The organism is Leifsonia sp. GW821-FHT13C09, assembly GCF_058806435.1.
The window spans coordinates 118215-134779 of record NZ_JBXAPS010000003.1 but is presented as its reverse complement, the minus strand read 5'-3'; the positions used below and the strand labels follow the sequence as shown (position 1 = coordinate 134779).

The window sequence follows — 16565 nt, the reverse complement described above, 5'->3', positions numbered from 1 at the left end:
CTATTTGTCTCGCTGGGCGGGCGCTGGATCGGGGTCCGCGGGCGAGGGGAGTGGGTCCCCGGCGGTGGCCGCGAACGCGCCGCCCGCCACCGTGACGCGCACCGCGCTTCCGGCCGGAGCCTCCGACGGCGCCGTCACCACGTGCCCCGCGTCGTTCTGCACGATCGCGTAGCCCCGGTCGAGCGTCGCCTGCGGCGAGAGCGCGCGCAGCTGGCCGCGCAGCTCCGCGACGCGCGTGCGCTCACGGTCGACGCAGCGCTCCACCAGCTCCACGCCGCGGGCGACGTAGCGGGTGAGCTCCTGCGCCCGGGAGTCCACGATCCACGTCGAGGAGGCCAGCGCCGGCCGCGTGCGGAGGTGGCCGATGCGGTCGATCTCGTGCGTGATCATGTGCGTGAGCCGGGTGCCGATCCGCGTGCGGGCCTGCTGCACGCGCGCCAGCTCCTCCGCGACGTCCGGGACGACCCGCTTGGCGGCGTCGGTCGGGGTGGAGGCGCGCAGATCGGCGACGTCGTCGAGCAGCGGACGGTCGGCCTCGTGGCCGATCGCGCTCACGATCGGGGTGGCGGCCTCCGCGGCGGCGCGCACCACGCGCTCGTCGCTGAAGCCGAGCAGGTTCTGGAAGTCGCCGCCGCCGCGCGCGACGATGATGACCTCCACCTCGGGGTCGGCGTCGAGGATCCGGATCGCCGAGACGACCTCCGGGACCGTCCGGTCGCCCTGCACGGCCGCGTGGACCACCCGGAAGCGCACCTGCGGCCAGCGCAGCTGTGCGTTGCGCAGCACGTCCTTCTCCGCGTCCGAGTCCTTGCCGGTCACCAGGCCGATGGTGTGCGGGAGGAACGGCAGCCGCTTCTTGCGCTCGGCCGCGAACAGCCCCTCTGCCGCGAGCTGGCCGCGCAACCGTTCCAGCCGCTCCAGGAGGTCGCCGAGGCCGACGTGCCGCATGTCGCTCACCTGCATGGTGAGGCTGCCGCCCTTGACCCAGTAGTTGGGCTTCACCGCCGCGATCACCCGGTCGCCCTGCTTGAGGTCGGCAGGGATGCGCGCCTTGACCGACGACCAGATGCTGAAGCTGATCGTGGCGTCCTCGCGGAGGTCCTTCAGCTTGCCGTAGACGTTGCCGCCGGAGACGCCCCACTGCGTGATCTCGCCCTCGACCCAGGCCGTGCCGAGCCGGTCGATCCAGCCCCGGATACGATCGGCGAGCAGCGCGACCGGCCACGGGGCGTCGAGGGTCGGCGGACCGGGGTTCATGGTCGGCGTACCCGTCGCCACTGAACCGCCCGACGTACCGCCAGCGACCTGTGCCACCCGGCCTCCCATCCGTTGATCAGCGCCCACCGCGTACGATCGAGGGGTGAGCGATGCGACCATCAGCCTCCCCATGCCCCGGATCCCCGTCAGACGGGAGGCCGGCGAGCGCGGGCGGCTTCAGGATATCCCGGTCCAGGGACACAAGCGCGTGCTGCTGGCGGCCCCGCGCGGGTACTGCGCCGGCGTCGACCGCGCCGTCGTGGCCGTCGAGAAGGCGCTGGAGCACTACGGCGCTCCGGTCTACGTGCGCAAGCAGATCGTCCACAACGTGCACGTGGTGTCCGAGCTGGAGCAGCAGGGCGCGATCTTCGTGGACGAGGTCGACGAAGTGCCGACGGGCGCGCACGTCGTGTTCTCGGCGCACGGCGTCTCCCCCGCGGTGGTGAACGCGGCGGCCGACCGCGGCCTCCTGGCCATCGACGCCACCTGCCCGCTGGTCACCAAGGTGCACCGCGAGGCGGTGCGCTTCGCCCGCGACGACTTCGAGATCCTGCTGATCGGCCACGAAGGCCACGAGGAGGTCGAGGGCACCGCCGGCGAGGCTCCCGAGCATGTGACGCTCGTGAACGGCCCGGACGACGTCGACCGCATCCAGGTCAAGGACCCCGACAAGGTGGTCTGGCTGTCCCAGACCACGCTGTCCGTGGACGAGACGATGGAGACGGTCCGCCGGCTCCGCGAGCGCTTCCCGAACCTCCAGGACCCGCCCAGCGACGACATCTGCTACGCCACGCAGAACCGCCAGGTGGCGATCAAGAAGGTGGCGGAGGACGCGGACCTCGTGATCGTGGTCGGCTCCGCCAACTCCTCCAACTCGGTGCGCCTCGTGGAGGTCGCGCTCGAGTACGGCGCGAAGGCCGCCTACCGCGTCGACTACGCCAGCGAGATCCGCCAGGAGTGGCTCGACGGCGTGGCGACGGTGGGCGTGACGAGCGGCGCGTCGGTGCCGGAGGTGCTGGTGCAGGAGGTGCTCGCCGACCTCTCCGGCGCGGGCTACTCCGAGGTGCAGGAGGTCAAGACGGCGGAGGAGGATCTGATGTTCTCGCTGCCGAAGGAGCTTCGCAAGGACATCAGCGGCAAGCAGGACGCGCGGGCGCTCGGCGGCCGGTCGGGGAGCTGACGCTCTAGAGCGTGCGCGCCGACGCCGGATCGGCCGCCGCCGACCCGCCGAACATCGGCCGGTAGGCGGGCGTCTCGACCAGCTCCACCACGTCCGCCACCACCACCGAGATGTTGTCGCGCGCCTGGTGCAGCAGCGCCAGCGCGACCAGCGCGTCCGCGGCCTCCTGGGGAGTCGCCGCGGCCGCCAGGGTCTGGGTCACGTCGAGGATCGGCACGTAGTCGGTCAGGCCGTCGCTGGTGAGCAGCCAGCGGTCGCCGCGGCGCGCCGGCTCCGACGCCACATGCAGCGCCGCCGCGTCCTCCGCGTCGCCGCCGAGCACATGTGTGACCACCGACCGCAGCGGATGCGACGCGACATCGCCCTCGCCGATCGCGCCGGTGGCGAGCAGCTCGCGCACGAGCGAGTCGTCCTCAGTGATCTGCGCGAGTCCGCCGTCCCGCAACCGGTAGGCGCGGGAGTCGCCGGTGTGCGCGACGGCGATGCGCTCGCCGTCGGAGAAGACGCCGACCAGGGTGGTCGCCATCCCGGACAGCGCGGGGTCCATCCGGACGCGGAGGGCCAGGTCGGAGTTCGCGATCGCGACCAGCTCGCGCAGCCGCTCCTCGCCGGGGACGCGACCCTCCGTCGCGTCCAGCATCGACGCGAGCCGGATCGCGACCGTCGCGGAGGCGATCTCGCCCGCCGCGTGCCCGCCGACGCCGTCCGCGACGAACGCCGACCAGGCGGACGCGTAGAGGGAGTCCTCGTTGCCCTCGCGGTAGTCCCCGCTGACCGAGGCGCTCCCGGTCTCGAAGCCGAGCGGCGCCGGCGCGGCGGGCGGTGCGCCGGAGAGGATGTCGTCGGCGTTGTCGGCGATCCAGCCCATCAGCGGCAGCAGGTGGCCGGTGACCTCCCGGCCGCGGGTGGTGAGGCTGTAGTCGACGCGCGGCGGGACCGTGGGTTGGGCGGTGCGCAGGACGAAGCCGTCCTTCTCCAGTGTGCGGAGGGTCTGGGCCAGCATCTTCTCGCTGATGCCCTGCACCGTCCGGCGCAGTTCGCCCCAGCGCAGGTCGCTGCGCGCGAGCGCGACCAGCACGAGCACGCCCCAGGTGCTGGTGACGTGGTTGAGCACGATGCGCGAGGGGCACTCCGAGGGCAGCACCCCGTCGGTGAAGCCGAGGGCCTCGAACGACTCGAATCTGGTGTCCACGTCAGTAACTTACCGAAAAGTGGGTACCTCCGACAGGGAAGTTTTCCGGAGGGACGCCGGTTGCGAACGACGACCGACCGAAAGGAAACACTATGACCATCGTCGTCACCGGAGCCACCGGACACCTCGGACGCCTCACCGTGGACGCCCTCCTCGACCGCGGCGTGCCCGCCGCCGACATCCGCGCCCTCGGGCGCAGCGCCGAGCGGCTTGCCCCGCTGGCCGAGCGCGGCGTGCAGACCGCCGTGATCGACTTCGAGAGGCCGGAGACCCTGGACGCGGCGTTCGCCGGAGCCGACGCCCTCCTCCTCGTCTCCGGCTCGGAGGTCGGCCAGCGCATCCCGCAGCACCGCAACGCCATCGACGCGGCCGTGCGCGCGGGCGTCGGCCGCCTGGTCTACACGAGCGCGCCGCACGCCGACGACACCGACCTGGTGCTCGCGCCGGAGCACGCCGAGACCGAGCGGCTCCTCGCGGACTCCGGCCTCCCGGTGACCGTACTGCGCAACAACTGGTACACCGAGAACTACGTCGGCCAGCTCGACGCGGCCGCCGCGACCGGCGAGCTCGTCGGCAGCGCCGCGGACGGACGCGTGGCCAGCGCCTCCCGCAAGGACTACGCGGAGGCCGCGGCCGTCGTGCTCACGACCGACGGCCACGATGGCGCGGTCTACGAGCTCGCCGGGGACGTCGCGTGGACGTTCGACGACCTCGCCGCGGCCATCGGCGAACTGCTCGGCCGCCCGGTCGCCTACCGGTCGGTGACGCCGGAGGAGCACGAGGCTGCGCTGCGCGAGGCGGGCCTCGACGAGGGGACCGCGGGCTTCGTGGTCGCGCTCGACGGCAACATCCGCGACGGCGCTCTAGCGGACGCGCCCGGGACCCTCAGCGAGCTGATCGGCCGGCCGACGACACCGCTCGCCGCGGGGCTCGCGGAGTCGCGCGCGGCCTAGGCGGAGGTCGACGCCCCGGGAGTGGGCGCCGGGCTCGTCGGAACCGGCGAGCTCGGCGCCGGGGTGGTCGGGCCCGGCGTGGCGGGGGCGATCCCGTTGTAGTAGTCGAGCAGCACCGGGTCCGTCGAGAAGATCAGGCCCAGGATGACGAAGAGCGTGATGAACGCCACGATCCCGGCGATGAGCGGGACGTAGAACGCCAGCCGCTTCTGCACGAGCAGCCAGACCGAGAGTCCGAGCGAGATCGCCCAGATCCCGGCCATCGCGATCGTGCCCGCGGTGATCAGCGGGGCGACGGAGGGGTCCTGGGTGTACGTGCCGAGGTTCAGCGAGGAGTGCATGAGCTGCATCACCGCCGGCAGGCCCTGCAGGGTGCCGATCGTGTAGGACATTCCGAAGAAGCCGATGACGAGCAGCACGATCGTGGTCGTGACGTTCCAGCGCGGCGCGTCGGCGCGGAGCTGGGGGCTGGACGGGTACGGGCGGCTGTAGCGGTCGGGTCCCTGCGGGCCGCCGGGGTGCGGACCGCCGGGGTGCTGGCCGCCGTACGGCCCGCCGTCCTGCGGGCCGGCGTCGCGCCGCCCACCCCAATACCCGGGCTCCGGCGGCGCGGCGGGGGGTTGCTCGACCTCCGACGCCGCCGGGCTGTGGTGCGTGGTGTCCAGCCGGTCCGCATCCTGCGGGGGCTTCCACACCCAGCCGGGAGGGGCGAGCTCGCCGTATTTCGGGCGCGGTCGTTCGTCCGGCGCCTTCTCCGGGTCGTGCTCGCTCATCCCCCCAGCCTACGTTCCCCTCGGCCCCGTAGAGCGCTACTTGCCGGAGTGACCGGCGCTGCCGAGCTGCTGCGTGGCCTCCACGACGCGGGCGGCCATGCCGGTCTCGGCGACCTTGCCCCAGGCGCGCGGGTCGTAGACCTTCTTGTTGCCCACCTCGCCGTCGACCTTGAGGACGCCGTCGTAGTTCTCGAACATGTAGCCGGCGATCGAGCGGGTGAACGCGTACTGGGTGTCGGTGTCGATGTTCATCTTCACGACGCCGTTGCGGACCGCCTCGGCGATCTCGGCGTCGGTCGAGCCGGAGCCGCCGTGGAAGACGAGGTCGAGCGGCTTCGGGCCGGTGCCGTACTTGGCGGCCAGACCGTCCTGGATCTCCTTGAGGAGCTCCGGGCGCAGCTTGACGTTGCCCGGCTTGTAGACGCCGTGCACGTTGCCGAAGGTGAGCGCGGCCATGTAGCGGCCGTTCTCGCCGAGGCCCAGGGCCTCCACCGCCTTCTCGACATCGGCGAGGGTCGTGTAGAGGGCCTCGTTGGAGCCCTCGTGACGGACGCCGTCCTCCTCGCCGCCGACGACGCCGATCTCGACCTCGAGGATGGCGTTGATGGCCTTGGTGCGCTTGAGCATCTGCTGGGCGATCTCGAGGTTCTCGTCCAGCGGGATCGCCGAGCCGTCCCACATGTGGGACTGGAAGATCGGGTTGCGGCCCGCGCGGACCTCCTCCTCGGAGGCGGCGATGAGCGGCAGGACGAAGTCGTCCAGGGCGCCCTTCGGGCAGTGGTCGGTGTGCAGCGCGACCGTGATCGGGTAGTTCTTGGCGACCTCGGTCGCGAACTTGGCGAACGCGAGCGCGCCGGTGGCGCGGGCCTTGACGGTCTGGCCGGCGAAGTAGTCGGCGCCGCCGGTGGTGACCTGGATGATGCCGTCGCTGCCCGCCTCGGTGAGGCCCTGGAGCACGGAGTTGATCGTCTGCGACGACGACACGTTGAACGCGGGATACGCGAAGCCGCCCGCCTTCGCCTTGTCGAGCATCTCTGCGTACTGGTCCGGCGTGGCGATGGGCATTGCGGCTCCTTGGGGATCGGGGTGTCGAACGGGACTCATCATACCGACGCGGGTCCGGTGCCCAGCGCTCCTCCCCTGATGCGGGCGACCTCCCCTCGATACACTGGCTTCGCCGTCGACCGGCGGCCCGATCGATTCGTCCGGGAGGACCCATCATGACCAGCACCGACACCGCGTCCCTCTTCCTTCACCCCGACCGGAACCTGGCCATGGAGCTGGTGCGCGCGACCGAGGCGGCGGCGATCCGGGCCACCCCGTGGATCGGCCGCGGGGACAAGAACGCGGCGGACGGCGCGGCCGTGGACGCGATGCGCAAGTTCCTCGGCACGGTGAACTTCGACGGGCTGATCGTGATCGGCGAGGGCGAGAAGGACAACGCCCCGATGCTGTTCAACGGCGAGCACGTCGGCAACGGCAGGGGCCCTGCCTGCGACATCGCGGTCGACCCGATCGACGGCACCTCGCTGACCGCCGCCGGACGTCAGAACGCGCTCTCGGTGATCGCGGTGTCCGACCGCGGCACGATGCTGGACGCCTCCAGCGTCTTCTACATGGACAAGATCGTCACCGGTCCGGAGGGCCGCGGCGTGGTGGACCTGTCGCAGTCGATCGGCGACAACATCCGCGAGCTGGCGAAGGCGAAGGGCAAGCCGGTGGGCGAGATCCGCGTGGCCGTGCTGGACCGGCCGCGGCACGAGGGCCTCATCGAGGAGATCCGCGCGGCGGGCGCCGGGACCCGCCTGATGCTCGACGGCGACGTCGCCGGCGGCATCAACGCGGCCCGCTACGAGTCGCGCATCGACCTGTGCGTCGGCATCGGCGGCAGCCCGGAGGGCATCACCACCGCGTGCGCGATCAAGGCGATCGGCGGCTTCATGCAGGGCCGGCTGGCGCCGAAGGACGACGCCGAGCGCGCGCAGGGGATCGCGGCGGGCCTCGACATGGACAAGGTCTACAGCGCCGACGACCTGGTGAAGGGCGACAACACCTTCTTCGTCGCGACCGGTGTCACGGACGGCGGATTGGTGGAGGGCGTGCGCCGCAAGGGCCCGATCATCCGCACCGAGTCGATCGTGCTGCGCTCCAAGTCGGGCACCATCCGCCGCGTGGTCGCCGACCACCTCGCCGAGAAGTGGCTGTCGGCGGACGAGCTGTAAGGCGCGAATTCGCGCGCCGACATTCGTGACGAATCGTGAGGGGTGGGCGCCGCGTCAGGCGGCGCCGGAGTCCTCGGCGCGGTCCTCGGTGCGGTCGGCGGCGCGGGCTCGCTCCTCGAGTGCGAGCTTGTCGATGCCGTGCATGTCGCGGGCGTCGTCGGCGGCCGGCGGTTCCACCCGGAGTCGTGCCTCGGCCAGCGCGTCCAGCTCGTCCACGAGCTCGAACGCCGTGAGCTCTCGCGGCGCCTCCTCGATGCCTTCCAGGACGCCGATCACCTTGGACTCGTCGAGCGCGCCGAGCTTGCGCGCGGCCGGGAAGACCTGACGCTCGAAGGAGCCGACGAAGCCGTTGTAGTCCTTCACCGTGCGCTCGATCGAGCGGCCGAGCTTCTCGATGTGCCCGGCGGTGGTGCCGAGGCGGCTGTACAGCGTCCGGCTGAGGTCGAAGAGCTGCTTGGCCTCCTGCGTCAGCACGTCCTGCTGCCAGCTGAACGCGACGGTCTTCAGCACAGACCACAGCGTCACCGGGGAGGCGAGCGCCACCCGCTTGCCGAAGGCGAACTCCATGATGGAGGGGTCCGCCTCCAGCGCCGACGACACGAGCGACTCGCTCGGGATGAACGCGATGACCAGCTCGGGGGAGGACTCCAGGCCCGTCCAGTACGCCTTGCTGCCCAGCGTGGTGATGTGGTCGCGCACCGCCTTCACGTGCTGCTTGAGGAGCGCCGCGCGCTGCGCGCCCTCGGCGCCGGTCGCGGTCGCGGGGATCTGGCTGGCCTCGAGGTAGGCGTTGAACGGCACCTTGGCGTCGAGGGCGATGCTCTTGCCGCCGGGGAGCCGGATGATCATGTCGGGACGCCCGGCGCCGGACTCCGAGTGGATGCTGGACTGCACGTCGAAGTCCACCCGCTCGATCAGGCCGGCCGCCTCCACGACGCTGCGGAGCTGGGTCTCGCCCCAGACGCCGCGGGTGCTGTTGGAGCGCAGGGCGGAGGCCAGCGACTCGGCGGTGCTGCGCAGCCGCTCCTCCGACTCGGCCGCCGACCGCAGCTGCTGGGCGAGCTGGCCGTGCTGCTGGTTGCGCTGGGTCTCCAGCTCGATCACCTTGCGCTGCATGTCGCTGAGGCTCTCGCGCACCGGCGCCAGCGCCTGCAGCACCTTGCTCTCGGCGCGCTCGCGCTCGGTCTGCGCGAGGGCTTCGGCGCGGTGCCGCTCCTCGGTCTCGCGCAGCCGCTCCTGGACGCCGCGCAGCTGCTCCTGCAGGGCGTCGACGCGGGTGTCGGCCGCGGCGAGTTCCGCGCGGAGGCCCGCCTGCGCGGCCGCCTCCTCCGCCCGCACCTCGAGCAGCTCCTTCTCGTGGCGGGCGGCGACGATCGCCGGGTCCTCCACCGTGGGCGCTGCGGCCTCGCGGCTCCGGAGCAGCCGGGCGACGGCGTATCCCGCTCCCGCCGCGCCGACGAGGAGACCGAGCAGGAGGCCGAGGAGCAGTGCGGGGAAGTCCATGCGCTCAGTCTCGCAGGGGCCGCCGACAACGGCCGCGAGCGACGGAGGGCGGGGCGGGAAATCGTCCCCGCCCCGCCCTCGGCGTGCGCTGTCCGCCGGCTCAGCGGGTGAACCGCTCGCGCAGTTCGGCCTCCAGCGCCTCCAGGCTGCGTCCGCGCGTCTCGGGCAGGGCGCGTGCGACGAACACGACCGCGCCGACGCCCACGACGGCGAACAGGAAGAACGTGGGCGAGATCCCGAGCCCGTCCACGAGCTGCGGGAACAGGAACCCGACCAGGAAGTTCGTCAGCCACAGGATGAGCGCGGCGAGCCCGAACGCGGCGCCGCGGATGCGGGCCGGGAAGATCTCCGCGAGCATCAGCCAGGTCACCGGGGAGACCGCGCCCTGCTGGAAGGCGAGGAACGTCACCGTCAGCGACAGCACCACGAACGGCAGTGCGGGGGTGCCGGCCAGCACGGCGGAGGCGCCCCCGACGAGCAGCAGCGAGGTCGTGGTCCCGATCAGTCCGGTGATCAGCAGCGGTCGCCGGCCCACCTTGCCGAGCAGCGCGATGCCGACGAAGGTGGCGAGCACCGAGATGACGCCGTTGGCGATCTGGCCGATGAGCGCGCCCTGCTGGTCGAAGCCGGACTTCTGGAGGATCTGGACGCCGTAGTACATGATCGAGTTCACGCCGGTGAGCTGCTGGACCATCGCGATCCCGAGACCGATGACGAAGACCCGGCGGATCCACGGCACTCCGAGTTCCTTCAGCAGGGGCGTGCGCACGGCGCGCTCCTCGTGGCGGCGGATCTCCTCGGCCTCCCGCTCGGCCTGCTGCTCGGCGCGGATGCGACGGAGCACCGCGAGGCCTTCCGCGAAGCGCCCGTGCAGGATGAGCCAGCGCGGGCTCTCCGGCAGGACGAGCATCCCGAAGAACAGCACAACCGCCGGCAGCGACGCGACGACGAGCATCCAGCGCCACACGGCGGCCTGCTCGGGGACGACGGAGGCGAGCACGGCGTTCACGACGAACGCTGCGAGCTGGCCGGAGACGATCATCAGCTCGTTCTGCGTGACGATCCGGCCGCGCCGGGCGGCGGGGGAGAGCTCCGCCAGGTACATCGGGACCACGACGGAGGCGCCCCCGACCGCGAGGCCGAGCACGAACCGGGCCGCGATCATGACGCCGATCGTCGGCGCGAACGCGCACGCGACCGCCGCGATGAAGAACACGACCGCGAGCGCGCCGATGAGGCCGCGGCGACCGCGGCGGTCCGCGATCCGGCCGCCGAGAAACGACCCGAGCGCCGCGCCGAAGAGCAGCGACGACACGATCGTGCCCTCCTCGAGCGGGGTGAGCGGCCGCTGGTCGAACTGCATGAACGGCAGCGCGCCGCTGATGACGCCGGTGTCGTAGCCGAAGAGGAGGCCGCCGAAGGTGGCGAGCACGGCGACCCTGCGGAGGAATCGCCGGGCGCGGGGATCATCGGGAGGAGGCGGGGTCGAGCCTGTGGCGGCACGGATGCCGGGGGCCGTCTGCGCGGCCTCCGGATGAGGGGATGCGGTCATGGTCGCTCCTTCGCGTCTTGTTGCTATGTCTGGACATTAGAACGTGACGCGTGAAGACGCAATGCTTTTATTACCGAGGTGTTTATGCCCCATCGGTGCGTCGCCGCGATCGGGCCAAGAGGGACGCGCGGGAGCGCAGGGACGCAGGGCCCAGGCGCCCACGCGCACGGGCACCGGGCCCTCGAGCCGGGGGAGCGCTTACGCGGCCGCAGCCATCCCGATGCGCCCGACGCGTGCGCCGGTCAGGGCGGCGAGGTCGTCGATCGTCGCCGCCTCGTGGCGGCGCGCGGCGTGCACGACGATCGCCGCGCAGGCCTCCGCGTCGGCGAGGGCGTCGTGGTGGTTGAAGTCCTCGAACCCGGCCGCCATCGCCGCGACCGGGAGCCGGTACGACTCCAGGTGGTACGTGCGGCGGGCGACCTGGAGGCTGCACAGGTAGCGGTATTCGGGGCACGCGACGAGGGTGGCGGCGCACGCGGCGCGGATGACGCCCATGTCGAAGCCGGCGTTGTGGGCGACCAGGTGGTCGTCCTCCGCGAACTCCACCAGGTCGGCGAGCTGGTCGACCCAGCCCGCGGCGCCGGTGACGTCCTCCGGGCGGATGCCGTGGATGCGGATGTTCCACTCCTGGAAGACGTCGTGTCCGAGCGGCGGCCGGATGAACCAGCTCGCGCGGTCGACCACGCGGCCGTCGCGCACCTTCACCAGGCCGACGGAACAGGCGGACGCCGCTGAGGAGTTCGCGGTCTCGAAGTCGATGGCGGTGAAGTCCAGTGGCACGCCCGAATGCTCGCACGCCCCACCGACGTCACCCGCTGCGCACCGCCGAGTACGCCCGAATTCAGCCTGAAACCGCCGAGTGCGCGAACTATCTGCGTACTCGGCCGTTTCAGGCTGAATTCGGGCGTACTCGAGGGGTGCGGGGGTGGCCGGGGTAGGGTCGCGGGTATGCGGGAGCGACGGGAGCGGGAGGCGCACGCGCGAGCGTTCGACCGGGCGGCGGAACTGTACGACCTGGCGCGGCCGCAGTATCCGGCGGACGCCGTCGCCTGGCTCACGGAGGGCGTCACCGGCCCGGTCGTCGACCTCGGCGCCGGCACGGGCAAGCTGACGCAGGCCCTGGTCCGGAGCGGTTTCGACGTGATCGCCGTCGACCCCTCGCCGCAGATGCTCGGCGTGCTGGCCTCGCGCGTCCCCGAGGCGGACACCCGCTTCGGGGCGGGCGAGAGCATCCCCGTCCCCGATGGGAGCGCGGGGTTGGTCGTCGCCGCGCAGGCCTGGCACTGGGTGGACCGAGAGCGCGCCGTCCCGGAGGTCGCGCGCGTGCTGCGGCCCGGCGGCAGGGTCGGGCTGGTCTGGAACGACCGCGACGAGAGCGTCGACTGGGTGCGCGAGCTGGGCGAGCTGATGGGCGCGGGGGAGGCGCACTTCGGCGAGGAGGAGGAGCCGGAGGTCGGCGCGCCGTTCGGTGAGCTGGAGCGGCACGACGTGCACTGGGTGCAGTCGCTCACGCTCGACGGGCTGCTCGATCTGGCCCGCTCACGCAGTTACTTCATCACCAAGGACCCGGACGCGCAGGCGGCGGTCATCGCGTCACTGCGCCGTTTGCATCGCGAGCATCCGGAGCTGGCGGGGACGGAGCGGATCGAGCTGCCGTACGTCACGCGCTGCTACCGGGCGACACTGGGCTGATTCGCGGGGCGCTGGGCTGACGCCGGGCGGCCGGCCGCCGCAGTCGCCCGTAGAATGGACGACCGTGGCTCTCACTATCGGTATCGTCGGACTCCCGAACGTCGGCAAGTCGACCCTCTTCAACGCGCTGACCAAGAACGACGCCCTCGCGGCGAACTATCCCTTCGCGACCATCGAGCCGAACGTCGGCGTCGTGAACCTCCCGGACCCGCGCCTGGACAAGCTGGCCGAGCTGTTCGGCAGCGAGCGCATCCTCCCGGCCCCGGTGTCGTTCCTGGACATCGCCGGCATCGTGAAGGGCGCGAGCGAGGGCGAGGGCCTCGGCAACAAGTTCCTGGCGAACATCCGCGAGGCGGACGCGATCGCGCAGGTCGTCCGCGGCTTCTCCGACCCGGACGTCGTGCACGTCGCGGGCAAGGTGGACGCGGCCGGCGACATGGAGACCATCAACACCGAGCTCATCCTCGCCGACCTGCAGACCCTGGAGAAGGCGGAGCAGCGCTACGAGAAGGAGGTCAAGGGCCGCAAGCTGGAGCCGGTCGTCCTGGAGACGGCCCGCGAGGCGATCGCGTTCCTGAACGACGGCAAGCCGCTGTCGGCCTCCGCCATCGACCTGGAGCCGATCCGCGAGCTCGGGCTGCTGACGGCGAAGCCGTTCATCTACGTGTTCAACGTGGACGAGGACGTGCTGACCGACGAGACCCGCCGCGCCGAGCTCGCCGCCCTGGTCGCCCCCGCCCAGGCGGTCTTCCTCGACGCCAAGCTGGAGTCCGAGCTGATCGACCTCGACGCCGCCGACGCCGCGGAACTCCTGGCCTCCACCGGCCAGACGGAGAGCGGCCTCGACCAGCTCGCCCGCATCGGCTTCGACACCCTGGGCCTGCAGACCTACCTGACGGCGGGCCCCAAGGAGTCCCGCGCCTGGACCATCAACAAGGGCTGGAAGGCCCCCCAGGCGGCCGGCGTCATCCACACCGACTTCGAGAAGGGCTTCATCAAGGCCGAAGTCATCTCCTTCGACGACCTCGTCGACGCGGGCAGCGTCGCCGAGGCGCGGGCGCGCGGGAAGGCGCGCATGGAGGGGAAGGAATATGTGATGCAGGACGGGGATGTTGTCGAATTTCGGTTTAATGTGTAGCTCTGTGTTCGGAACGGATCAGTTCGCGCCCCGCTAGGGGGCGAAACTCCTCCGTTCTTCGTTTCTGCGGAGCCTCCCACCGGATCTCCTCCGTTTCGCGCCTGGCTGGCACAGTCAGAAGTGAGGCGAGCCTCGACACGCCGACGGTCGGACCGTCGCAACGGTGATCGTACGACGCCTCCCTCCCGGCGTGCGGTCCGAACGCCGAAACGGAGTAGTTCCGGTCGCCAAAGCGCTGCAACTGCTCGGAGCGGAGAACGCGAGGCGCTACCTCTTGGCAAAATCCTCCGTTCTGACGCCCAGTGAAGAGGTGAACAGGCGGGGGCGTCAGAGACTGGTCCTGACGTTAGTGGCCGATTTGGAGGATGTCGGCTCCGGCGCATAGATTAGAGCCAATCGACCCCCTCCCAAGCCTCTCGAAGAAGCTCAAATGGGAGGGGCCTTTTCTTTTCGAGGTGCGTGTGAAGCCGAGCCTATCCTGGGACGAGCAGGTCGCCCTGATGCTCAGCCGAGGCCTCTTAGTCAACGACGACTCAGCCTGCGCCCGCTTCTTGGCTGCTACGAACTACTACCGTTTTTCAGGCTACGCGCGGTACTTCCAGAAGGCCCCGCACCTCGGCGATAACGACTTCCGGCCAGCCACCACGTTCGATGAGATCCGTGCCGTCTACGACGCAGACGAGGCGTTGCGCAACGCCCTCGTCCGGCCGCTGGCGCAGGTTGAGCTAGTGCTTCGTTCTCACGTCGCCCACGTTATTGCCGATCAGCATGGCGCTTACGGTCAGTACCTGGAGGAAGACTTCTACACCGACGTGGGCGCCGGTGAGCCGACTGTCGCCTCCTGCCTGCGCGACATCGACCGGAGCAGGGACCGCCACATCCTGCGCTACCGATTCGATGACGACCGGTCGGATTACAGCAAGTTGCCAGTATGGTCCGCTGTTGAAGCGTGGTCGTTTGGGACCTTGTCGAAAGCCATCGAGCGTGGAGGCCGCGGGTCTTTGGCCGACTCCGTTGCTACCAGCATTGGCGTCGCCAAGGCCGGCTTCGCCTATCGGGTGAAAGCGCTTGTCTACCTTCGCAACCGGTGCGCACATCACAGCAGGCTGTGGCACCATTCGGTCATTGACGCAGGGCCCACACCGAACAACGTTCGAAACAGGGCCAAGAGGCTCGTCGGACAGTTCGGACCTCGGTCAGTGATCGACGTGATCGCGTCGCTCGATGACATGGCGGTGCGGAGCAAAGCAGGGGATCCGGTACTCCCTTCCCTCGCCGACAACCACAGTCGCGAGTCCGAATTCTGGAGAGGCCTAACAACGCCGCAAGGTTCTCGAGACCATGCAGCGGAGCCGCGCGACATTCGACGTTGAAGCCGCTCGTCGGCGGAACGTGCCGGAGTTCCGCACGGCGTTGTCACTGGACATTTCGAGGAGCCAGCGTGGCGCGCTGAGTTGCTTGCGAGCGAGCACGACGATGAGCACGTGCGCCCGAAGAATCCGTCCGAACCGCCCGCTGATCGGCTTCCACCGACGCCCGATAAACCAGTGGCGGGATATTACAGGTGTCCGGGACCGGGTTCCTATTGGCTCTATTACGACGGCGGGACCTGGGTCGGCCGCCCCACTGAACTCGCCTGGTACCAGCGACCCATGACGGCCTTGCGCGGCCGGCCGCCGGTTTGGGCTTCCTTTGTGTTCGTCCTTGCCATTGCGGCAGTTGCAGTCGTCGTATGGCTGGCTCGCTAGCTGAGCCGCCGCCGTGGCACAGCGGAGAGCGTCATGCTTTTCCGCAACGTAACGTGGTGGAGTTCCGCTTCAACGTCTAGGCATCCCCGCCGTTCACCACCCCTGCGACCCCGCCACCCCCTTGAAGGGCCCGACGACGGCGCTCGTGATCCAGCCGCCGTAGAAGCCTCCGGGCTGCGGTGTGACGACTTCGCCGTCGACCGTGCACTCGTCCATCTGCTGCGCGTAGACGGCGACGCGGTCTCGGAGCGGCTCGAAGCCGGGCGAGGGATGCGGGTAGTTCCACGCGCCACCGGACCGCACCTCGCCTCCGCCCCGCACGTCGAGATATCGTGCGGTGCCTTTGAACTCGCAGAACGACGAACCGTCGGCGTCGACCAGCGCGCCGGGTGCGAAGTCCGCTATCGGGAGGTAGTAGACCGGCGGATGGCTGGTCTCGAGCACCCGGACGACATCCCGGGTTTCGACGATGAGCCGGCCGCCCAGACGGATCACCACAGCGACGTCGACGCGCTCGATGCGCGGCGGCCTCGGGTAGTCCCACACGGACTCCTGCCCCGGTCCTGGAATCTCGGGGCGCGGTCGGGGCACCTGTTCACTCTACGTCCGCGGTGCTTCACTGGAGCATGGCCGCCTCACCGATGTTCCCGCTCGGATCAGTACTGTTCCCATCCGTGGCCATCCCGCTGCGGGTTTTCGAGCCGCGGTATCTCACGTTGGTCGGGCGATTGCTCGATGAGGTCCAACCGGGGTTCGAGTTCGGCGTCGTCCTCATCGAGCGGGGAAGCGAAGCCGGGGGTGGCGACCAGCGCGCCTCGGTCGGGACGATGGCGCGTCTGGTGAGCGCCGCCGCGGGAGCCGATGATCTGCTCATCGTCGGCGTGGGGACCCAGCGGTTCACGGTCGAGCGCTGGCTCGACGAGGACCCGTATCCCCGGGCCGACCTCTCGATGCTGCCGGAGCTGGAGTGGTCCGAGGCGCTCGCGCCCCTGCGGGCCGAGGCCGAAGCGGTCGTCCGCCGCGTGATCGCCCGTGTCGCGGAGCCGCAGTCGGATGCCGGCATCGAGCTGTCGGACGATCCCGTCGCGGCGGTGTGGCAGCTGGCGGCGATCGCCCCGCTGGGCGAGTACGACAGGTACACCCTGTTGAGGTCGACATCGATGGGGGGTCTCCTGCGTCAGACGATCGATCTGACGCTCGAGGCCGAGGAGCTCTGGTCCGCCGAGGGAGGCAGCTGACCACCGTTCGAGCAGGGCGACGACAGCTCGCACCAGTGGCGGCGGCGTGTTGTGGCGTGCCGCGGTCGTCTCGCAGGTTAGCTTCGATGGACGGGGTCGCCGTGGGCCCCTCCTCCG

Annotated in this window: 15 protein-coding genes and 1 pseudogene; 7 read left to right on the top strand and 9 right to left on the bottom strand. The window is 70.6% G+C overall.

Annotated features, from left to right (window positions below; genetic code table 11):
• Positions 1-1257 (bottom strand): exodeoxyribonuclease VII large subunit, encoded by a 1257-nt coding sequence (xseA, locus tag AC1ROW_RS12050; protein ID WP_493019455.1) that lies wholly within the window; start codon positions 1255-1257, stop codon positions 1-3.
• A gap of 130 nt (positions 1258-1387) precedes the next feature.
• Between xseA and AC1ROW_RS12045 the strand changes: the two genes are divergently transcribed.
• On the top strand, positions 1388-2437 hold the full coding sequence (locus AC1ROW_RS12045) for a 4-hydroxy-3-methylbut-2-enyl diphosphate reductase (protein WP_493019454.1): 1050 nt from the start codon (positions 1388-1390) through the stop codon (positions 2435-2437).
• A 4-nt stretch (positions 2438-2441) separates the two neighbouring features.
• Here AC1ROW_RS12045 and AC1ROW_RS12040 read toward each other — a convergent pair whose 3' ends face one another.
• Together AC1ROW_RS12040 and AC1ROW_RS12035 are read right to left on the bottom strand one after the other, a co-directional pair.
• Positions 2442-3275 carry a PP2C family protein-serine/threonine phosphatase gene (locus AC1ROW_RS12040; RefSeq protein WP_493019453.1) on the bottom strand — a complete coding sequence of 278 codons (834 nt, stop codon included), beginning with the start codon at positions 3273-3275 and terminating at the stop codon, positions 2442-2444.
• Positions 3258-3629 (bottom strand): annotated as a pseudogene (locus AC1ROW_RS12035) (winged helix-turn-helix transcriptional regulator); the annotation flags it as partial. The gene AC1ROW_RS12040 and the pseudogene AC1ROW_RS12035, both read right to left, overlap by 18 nt.
• Positions 3630-3721: 92 nt before the next feature.
• Between AC1ROW_RS12035 and AC1ROW_RS12030 the strand changes: the two are divergent.
• On the top strand, positions 3722-4582 hold the full coding sequence (locus AC1ROW_RS12030; RefSeq protein ID WP_493019146.1) for an SDR family oxidoreductase: 861 nt from the start codon (positions 3722-3724) through the stop codon (positions 4580-4582).
• On the opposite strand, the gene AC1ROW_RS12025 is transcribed toward AC1ROW_RS12030, so the two are convergent.
• Positions 4579-5355, bottom strand: a complete 777-nt coding sequence (locus tag AC1ROW_RS12025; RefSeq protein ID WP_493019145.1) for a DUF6264 family protein — start codon at positions 5353-5355, stop codon at positions 4579-4581. The genes AC1ROW_RS12030 and AC1ROW_RS12025 overlap by 4 nt on opposite strands.
• Positions 5356-5391: 36 nt before the next feature.
• Entirely contained in the window at positions 5392-6420 is a 1029-nt protein-coding gene (gene fbaA, locus AC1ROW_RS12020) for a class II fructose-bisphosphate aldolase (RefSeq protein WP_493019144.1), read from the bottom strand.
• 155 nt (positions 6421-6575) lie between these two features.
• Here fbaA and glpX point away from each other — a divergent pair, with 155 nt between their 5' ends.
• Positions 6576-7577, top strand: coding sequence for a class II fructose-bisphosphatase (glpX, locus tag AC1ROW_RS12015; protein ID WP_493019143.1), 1002 nt, complete (start codon positions 6576-6578; stop codon positions 7575-7577).
• A 54-nt stretch (positions 7578-7631) separates the two neighbouring features.
• Here glpX and AC1ROW_RS12010 read toward each other — a convergent pair whose 3' ends face one another.
• The 3 genes from AC1ROW_RS12010 to AC1ROW_RS12000 form a co-directional block, all read right to left on the bottom strand.
• Entirely contained in the window at positions 7632-9080 is a 1449-nt protein-coding gene (locus AC1ROW_RS12010; protein WP_493019142.1) for a DNA recombination protein RmuC, read from the bottom strand.
• Between the two features lie 100 nt (positions 9081-9180).
• Positions 9181-10632, bottom strand: coding sequence for a sugar porter family MFS transporter (locus AC1ROW_RS12005; protein WP_493019141.1), 1452 nt, complete (start codon positions 10630-10632; stop codon positions 9181-9183).
• A gap of 198 nt (positions 10633-10830) precedes the next feature.
• Positions 10831-11412, bottom strand: a complete 582-nt coding sequence (locus AC1ROW_RS12000; RefSeq protein WP_493019140.1) for an exonuclease domain-containing protein — start codon at positions 11410-11412, stop codon at positions 10831-10833.
• A gap of 168 nt (positions 11413-11580) precedes the next feature.
• Here AC1ROW_RS12000 and AC1ROW_RS11995 point away from each other — a divergent pair, with 168 nt between their 5' ends.
• From AC1ROW_RS11995 to AC1ROW_RS11985, 3 genes are all read left to right on the top strand, one after another.
• Complete coding sequence (locus tag AC1ROW_RS11995) at positions 11581-12324, top strand: class I SAM-dependent methyltransferase (protein WP_493019139.1); 744 nt, start codon at positions 11581-11583, stop codon at positions 12322-12324.
• 64 nt (positions 12325-12388) lie between these two features.
• On the top strand, positions 12389-13462 hold the full coding sequence (gene ychF / locus AC1ROW_RS11990; protein ID WP_493019138.1) for a redox-regulated ATPase YchF: 1074 nt from the start codon (positions 12389-12391) through the stop codon (positions 13460-13462).
• A 455-nt stretch (positions 13463-13917) separates the two neighbouring features.
• Positions 13918-14835 (top strand): Abi family protein, encoded by a 918-nt coding sequence (locus tag AC1ROW_RS11985; RefSeq protein ID WP_493019137.1) that lies wholly within the window; start codon positions 13918-13920, stop codon positions 14833-14835.
• Between the two features lie 468 nt (positions 14836-15303).
• On the opposite strand, the gene AC1ROW_RS11980 is transcribed toward AC1ROW_RS11985, so the two are convergent.
• Positions 15304-15801: a DUF427 domain-containing protein gene (locus tag AC1ROW_RS11980; protein WP_493019136.1), complete on the bottom strand. Its 498-nt coding sequence runs from the start codon at positions 15799-15801 to the stop codon at positions 15304-15306.
• A 50-nt stretch (positions 15802-15851) separates the two neighbouring features.
• Between AC1ROW_RS11980 and AC1ROW_RS11975 the strand changes: the two genes are divergently transcribed.
• A complete protein-coding gene (locus tag AC1ROW_RS11975; RefSeq protein ID WP_493019452.1) occupies positions 15852-16448 on the top strand; it encodes an LON peptidase substrate-binding domain-containing protein in 597 nt (198 codons plus the stop codon).
• Positions 16449-16565 lie beyond the last annotated feature (117 nt).

What these genes read in the sequence shown, in the direction of transcription:
- glpX (WP_493019143.1), top strand. Translation starts at nt 6,576, where the DNA reads ATGACCAGCACCGACACCGCGTCCCTCTTCCTTCACCCCGACCGGAAC.
- AC1ROW_RS12045 (WP_493019454.1), top strand. Translation starts at nt 1,388, where the DNA reads ATGCCCCGGATCCCCGTCAGACGGGAGGCCGGCGAGCGCGGGCGGCTT.
- AC1ROW_RS11975 (WP_493019452.1), top strand. Translation starts at nt 15,852, where the DNA reads ATGTTCCCGCTCGGATCAGTACTGTTCCCATCCGTGGCCATCCCGCTG.
- AC1ROW_RS12025 (WP_493019145.1), bottom strand. Translation starts at nt 5,355, where the DNA reads ATGAGCGAGCACGACCCGGAGAAGGCGCCGGACGAACGACCGCGCCCG.
- AC1ROW_RS12010 (WP_493019142.1), bottom strand. Translation starts at nt 9,080, where the DNA reads ATGGACTTCCCCGCACTGCTCCTCGGCCTCCTGCTCGGTCTCCTCGTC.
- AC1ROW_RS11995 (WP_493019139.1), top strand. Translation starts at nt 11,581, where the DNA reads ATGCGGGAGCGACGGGAGCGGGAGGCGCACGCGCGAGCGTTCGACCGG.
- AC1ROW_RS12005 (WP_493019141.1), bottom strand. Translation starts at nt 10,632, where the DNA reads ATGACCGCATCCCCTCATCCGGAGGCCGCGCAGACGGCCCCCGGCATC.
- AC1ROW_RS12030 (WP_493019146.1), top strand. Translation starts at nt 3,722, where the DNA reads ATGACCATCGTCGTCACCGGAGCCACCGGACACCTCGGACGCCTCACC.
- xseA (WP_493019455.1), bottom strand. Translation starts at nt 1,257, where the DNA reads ATGAACCCCGGTCCGCCGACCCTCGACGCCCCGTGGCCGGTCGCGCTG.
- fbaA (WP_493019144.1), bottom strand. Translation starts at nt 6,420, where the DNA reads ATGCCCATCGCCACGCCGGACCAGTACGCAGAGATGCTCGACAAGGCG.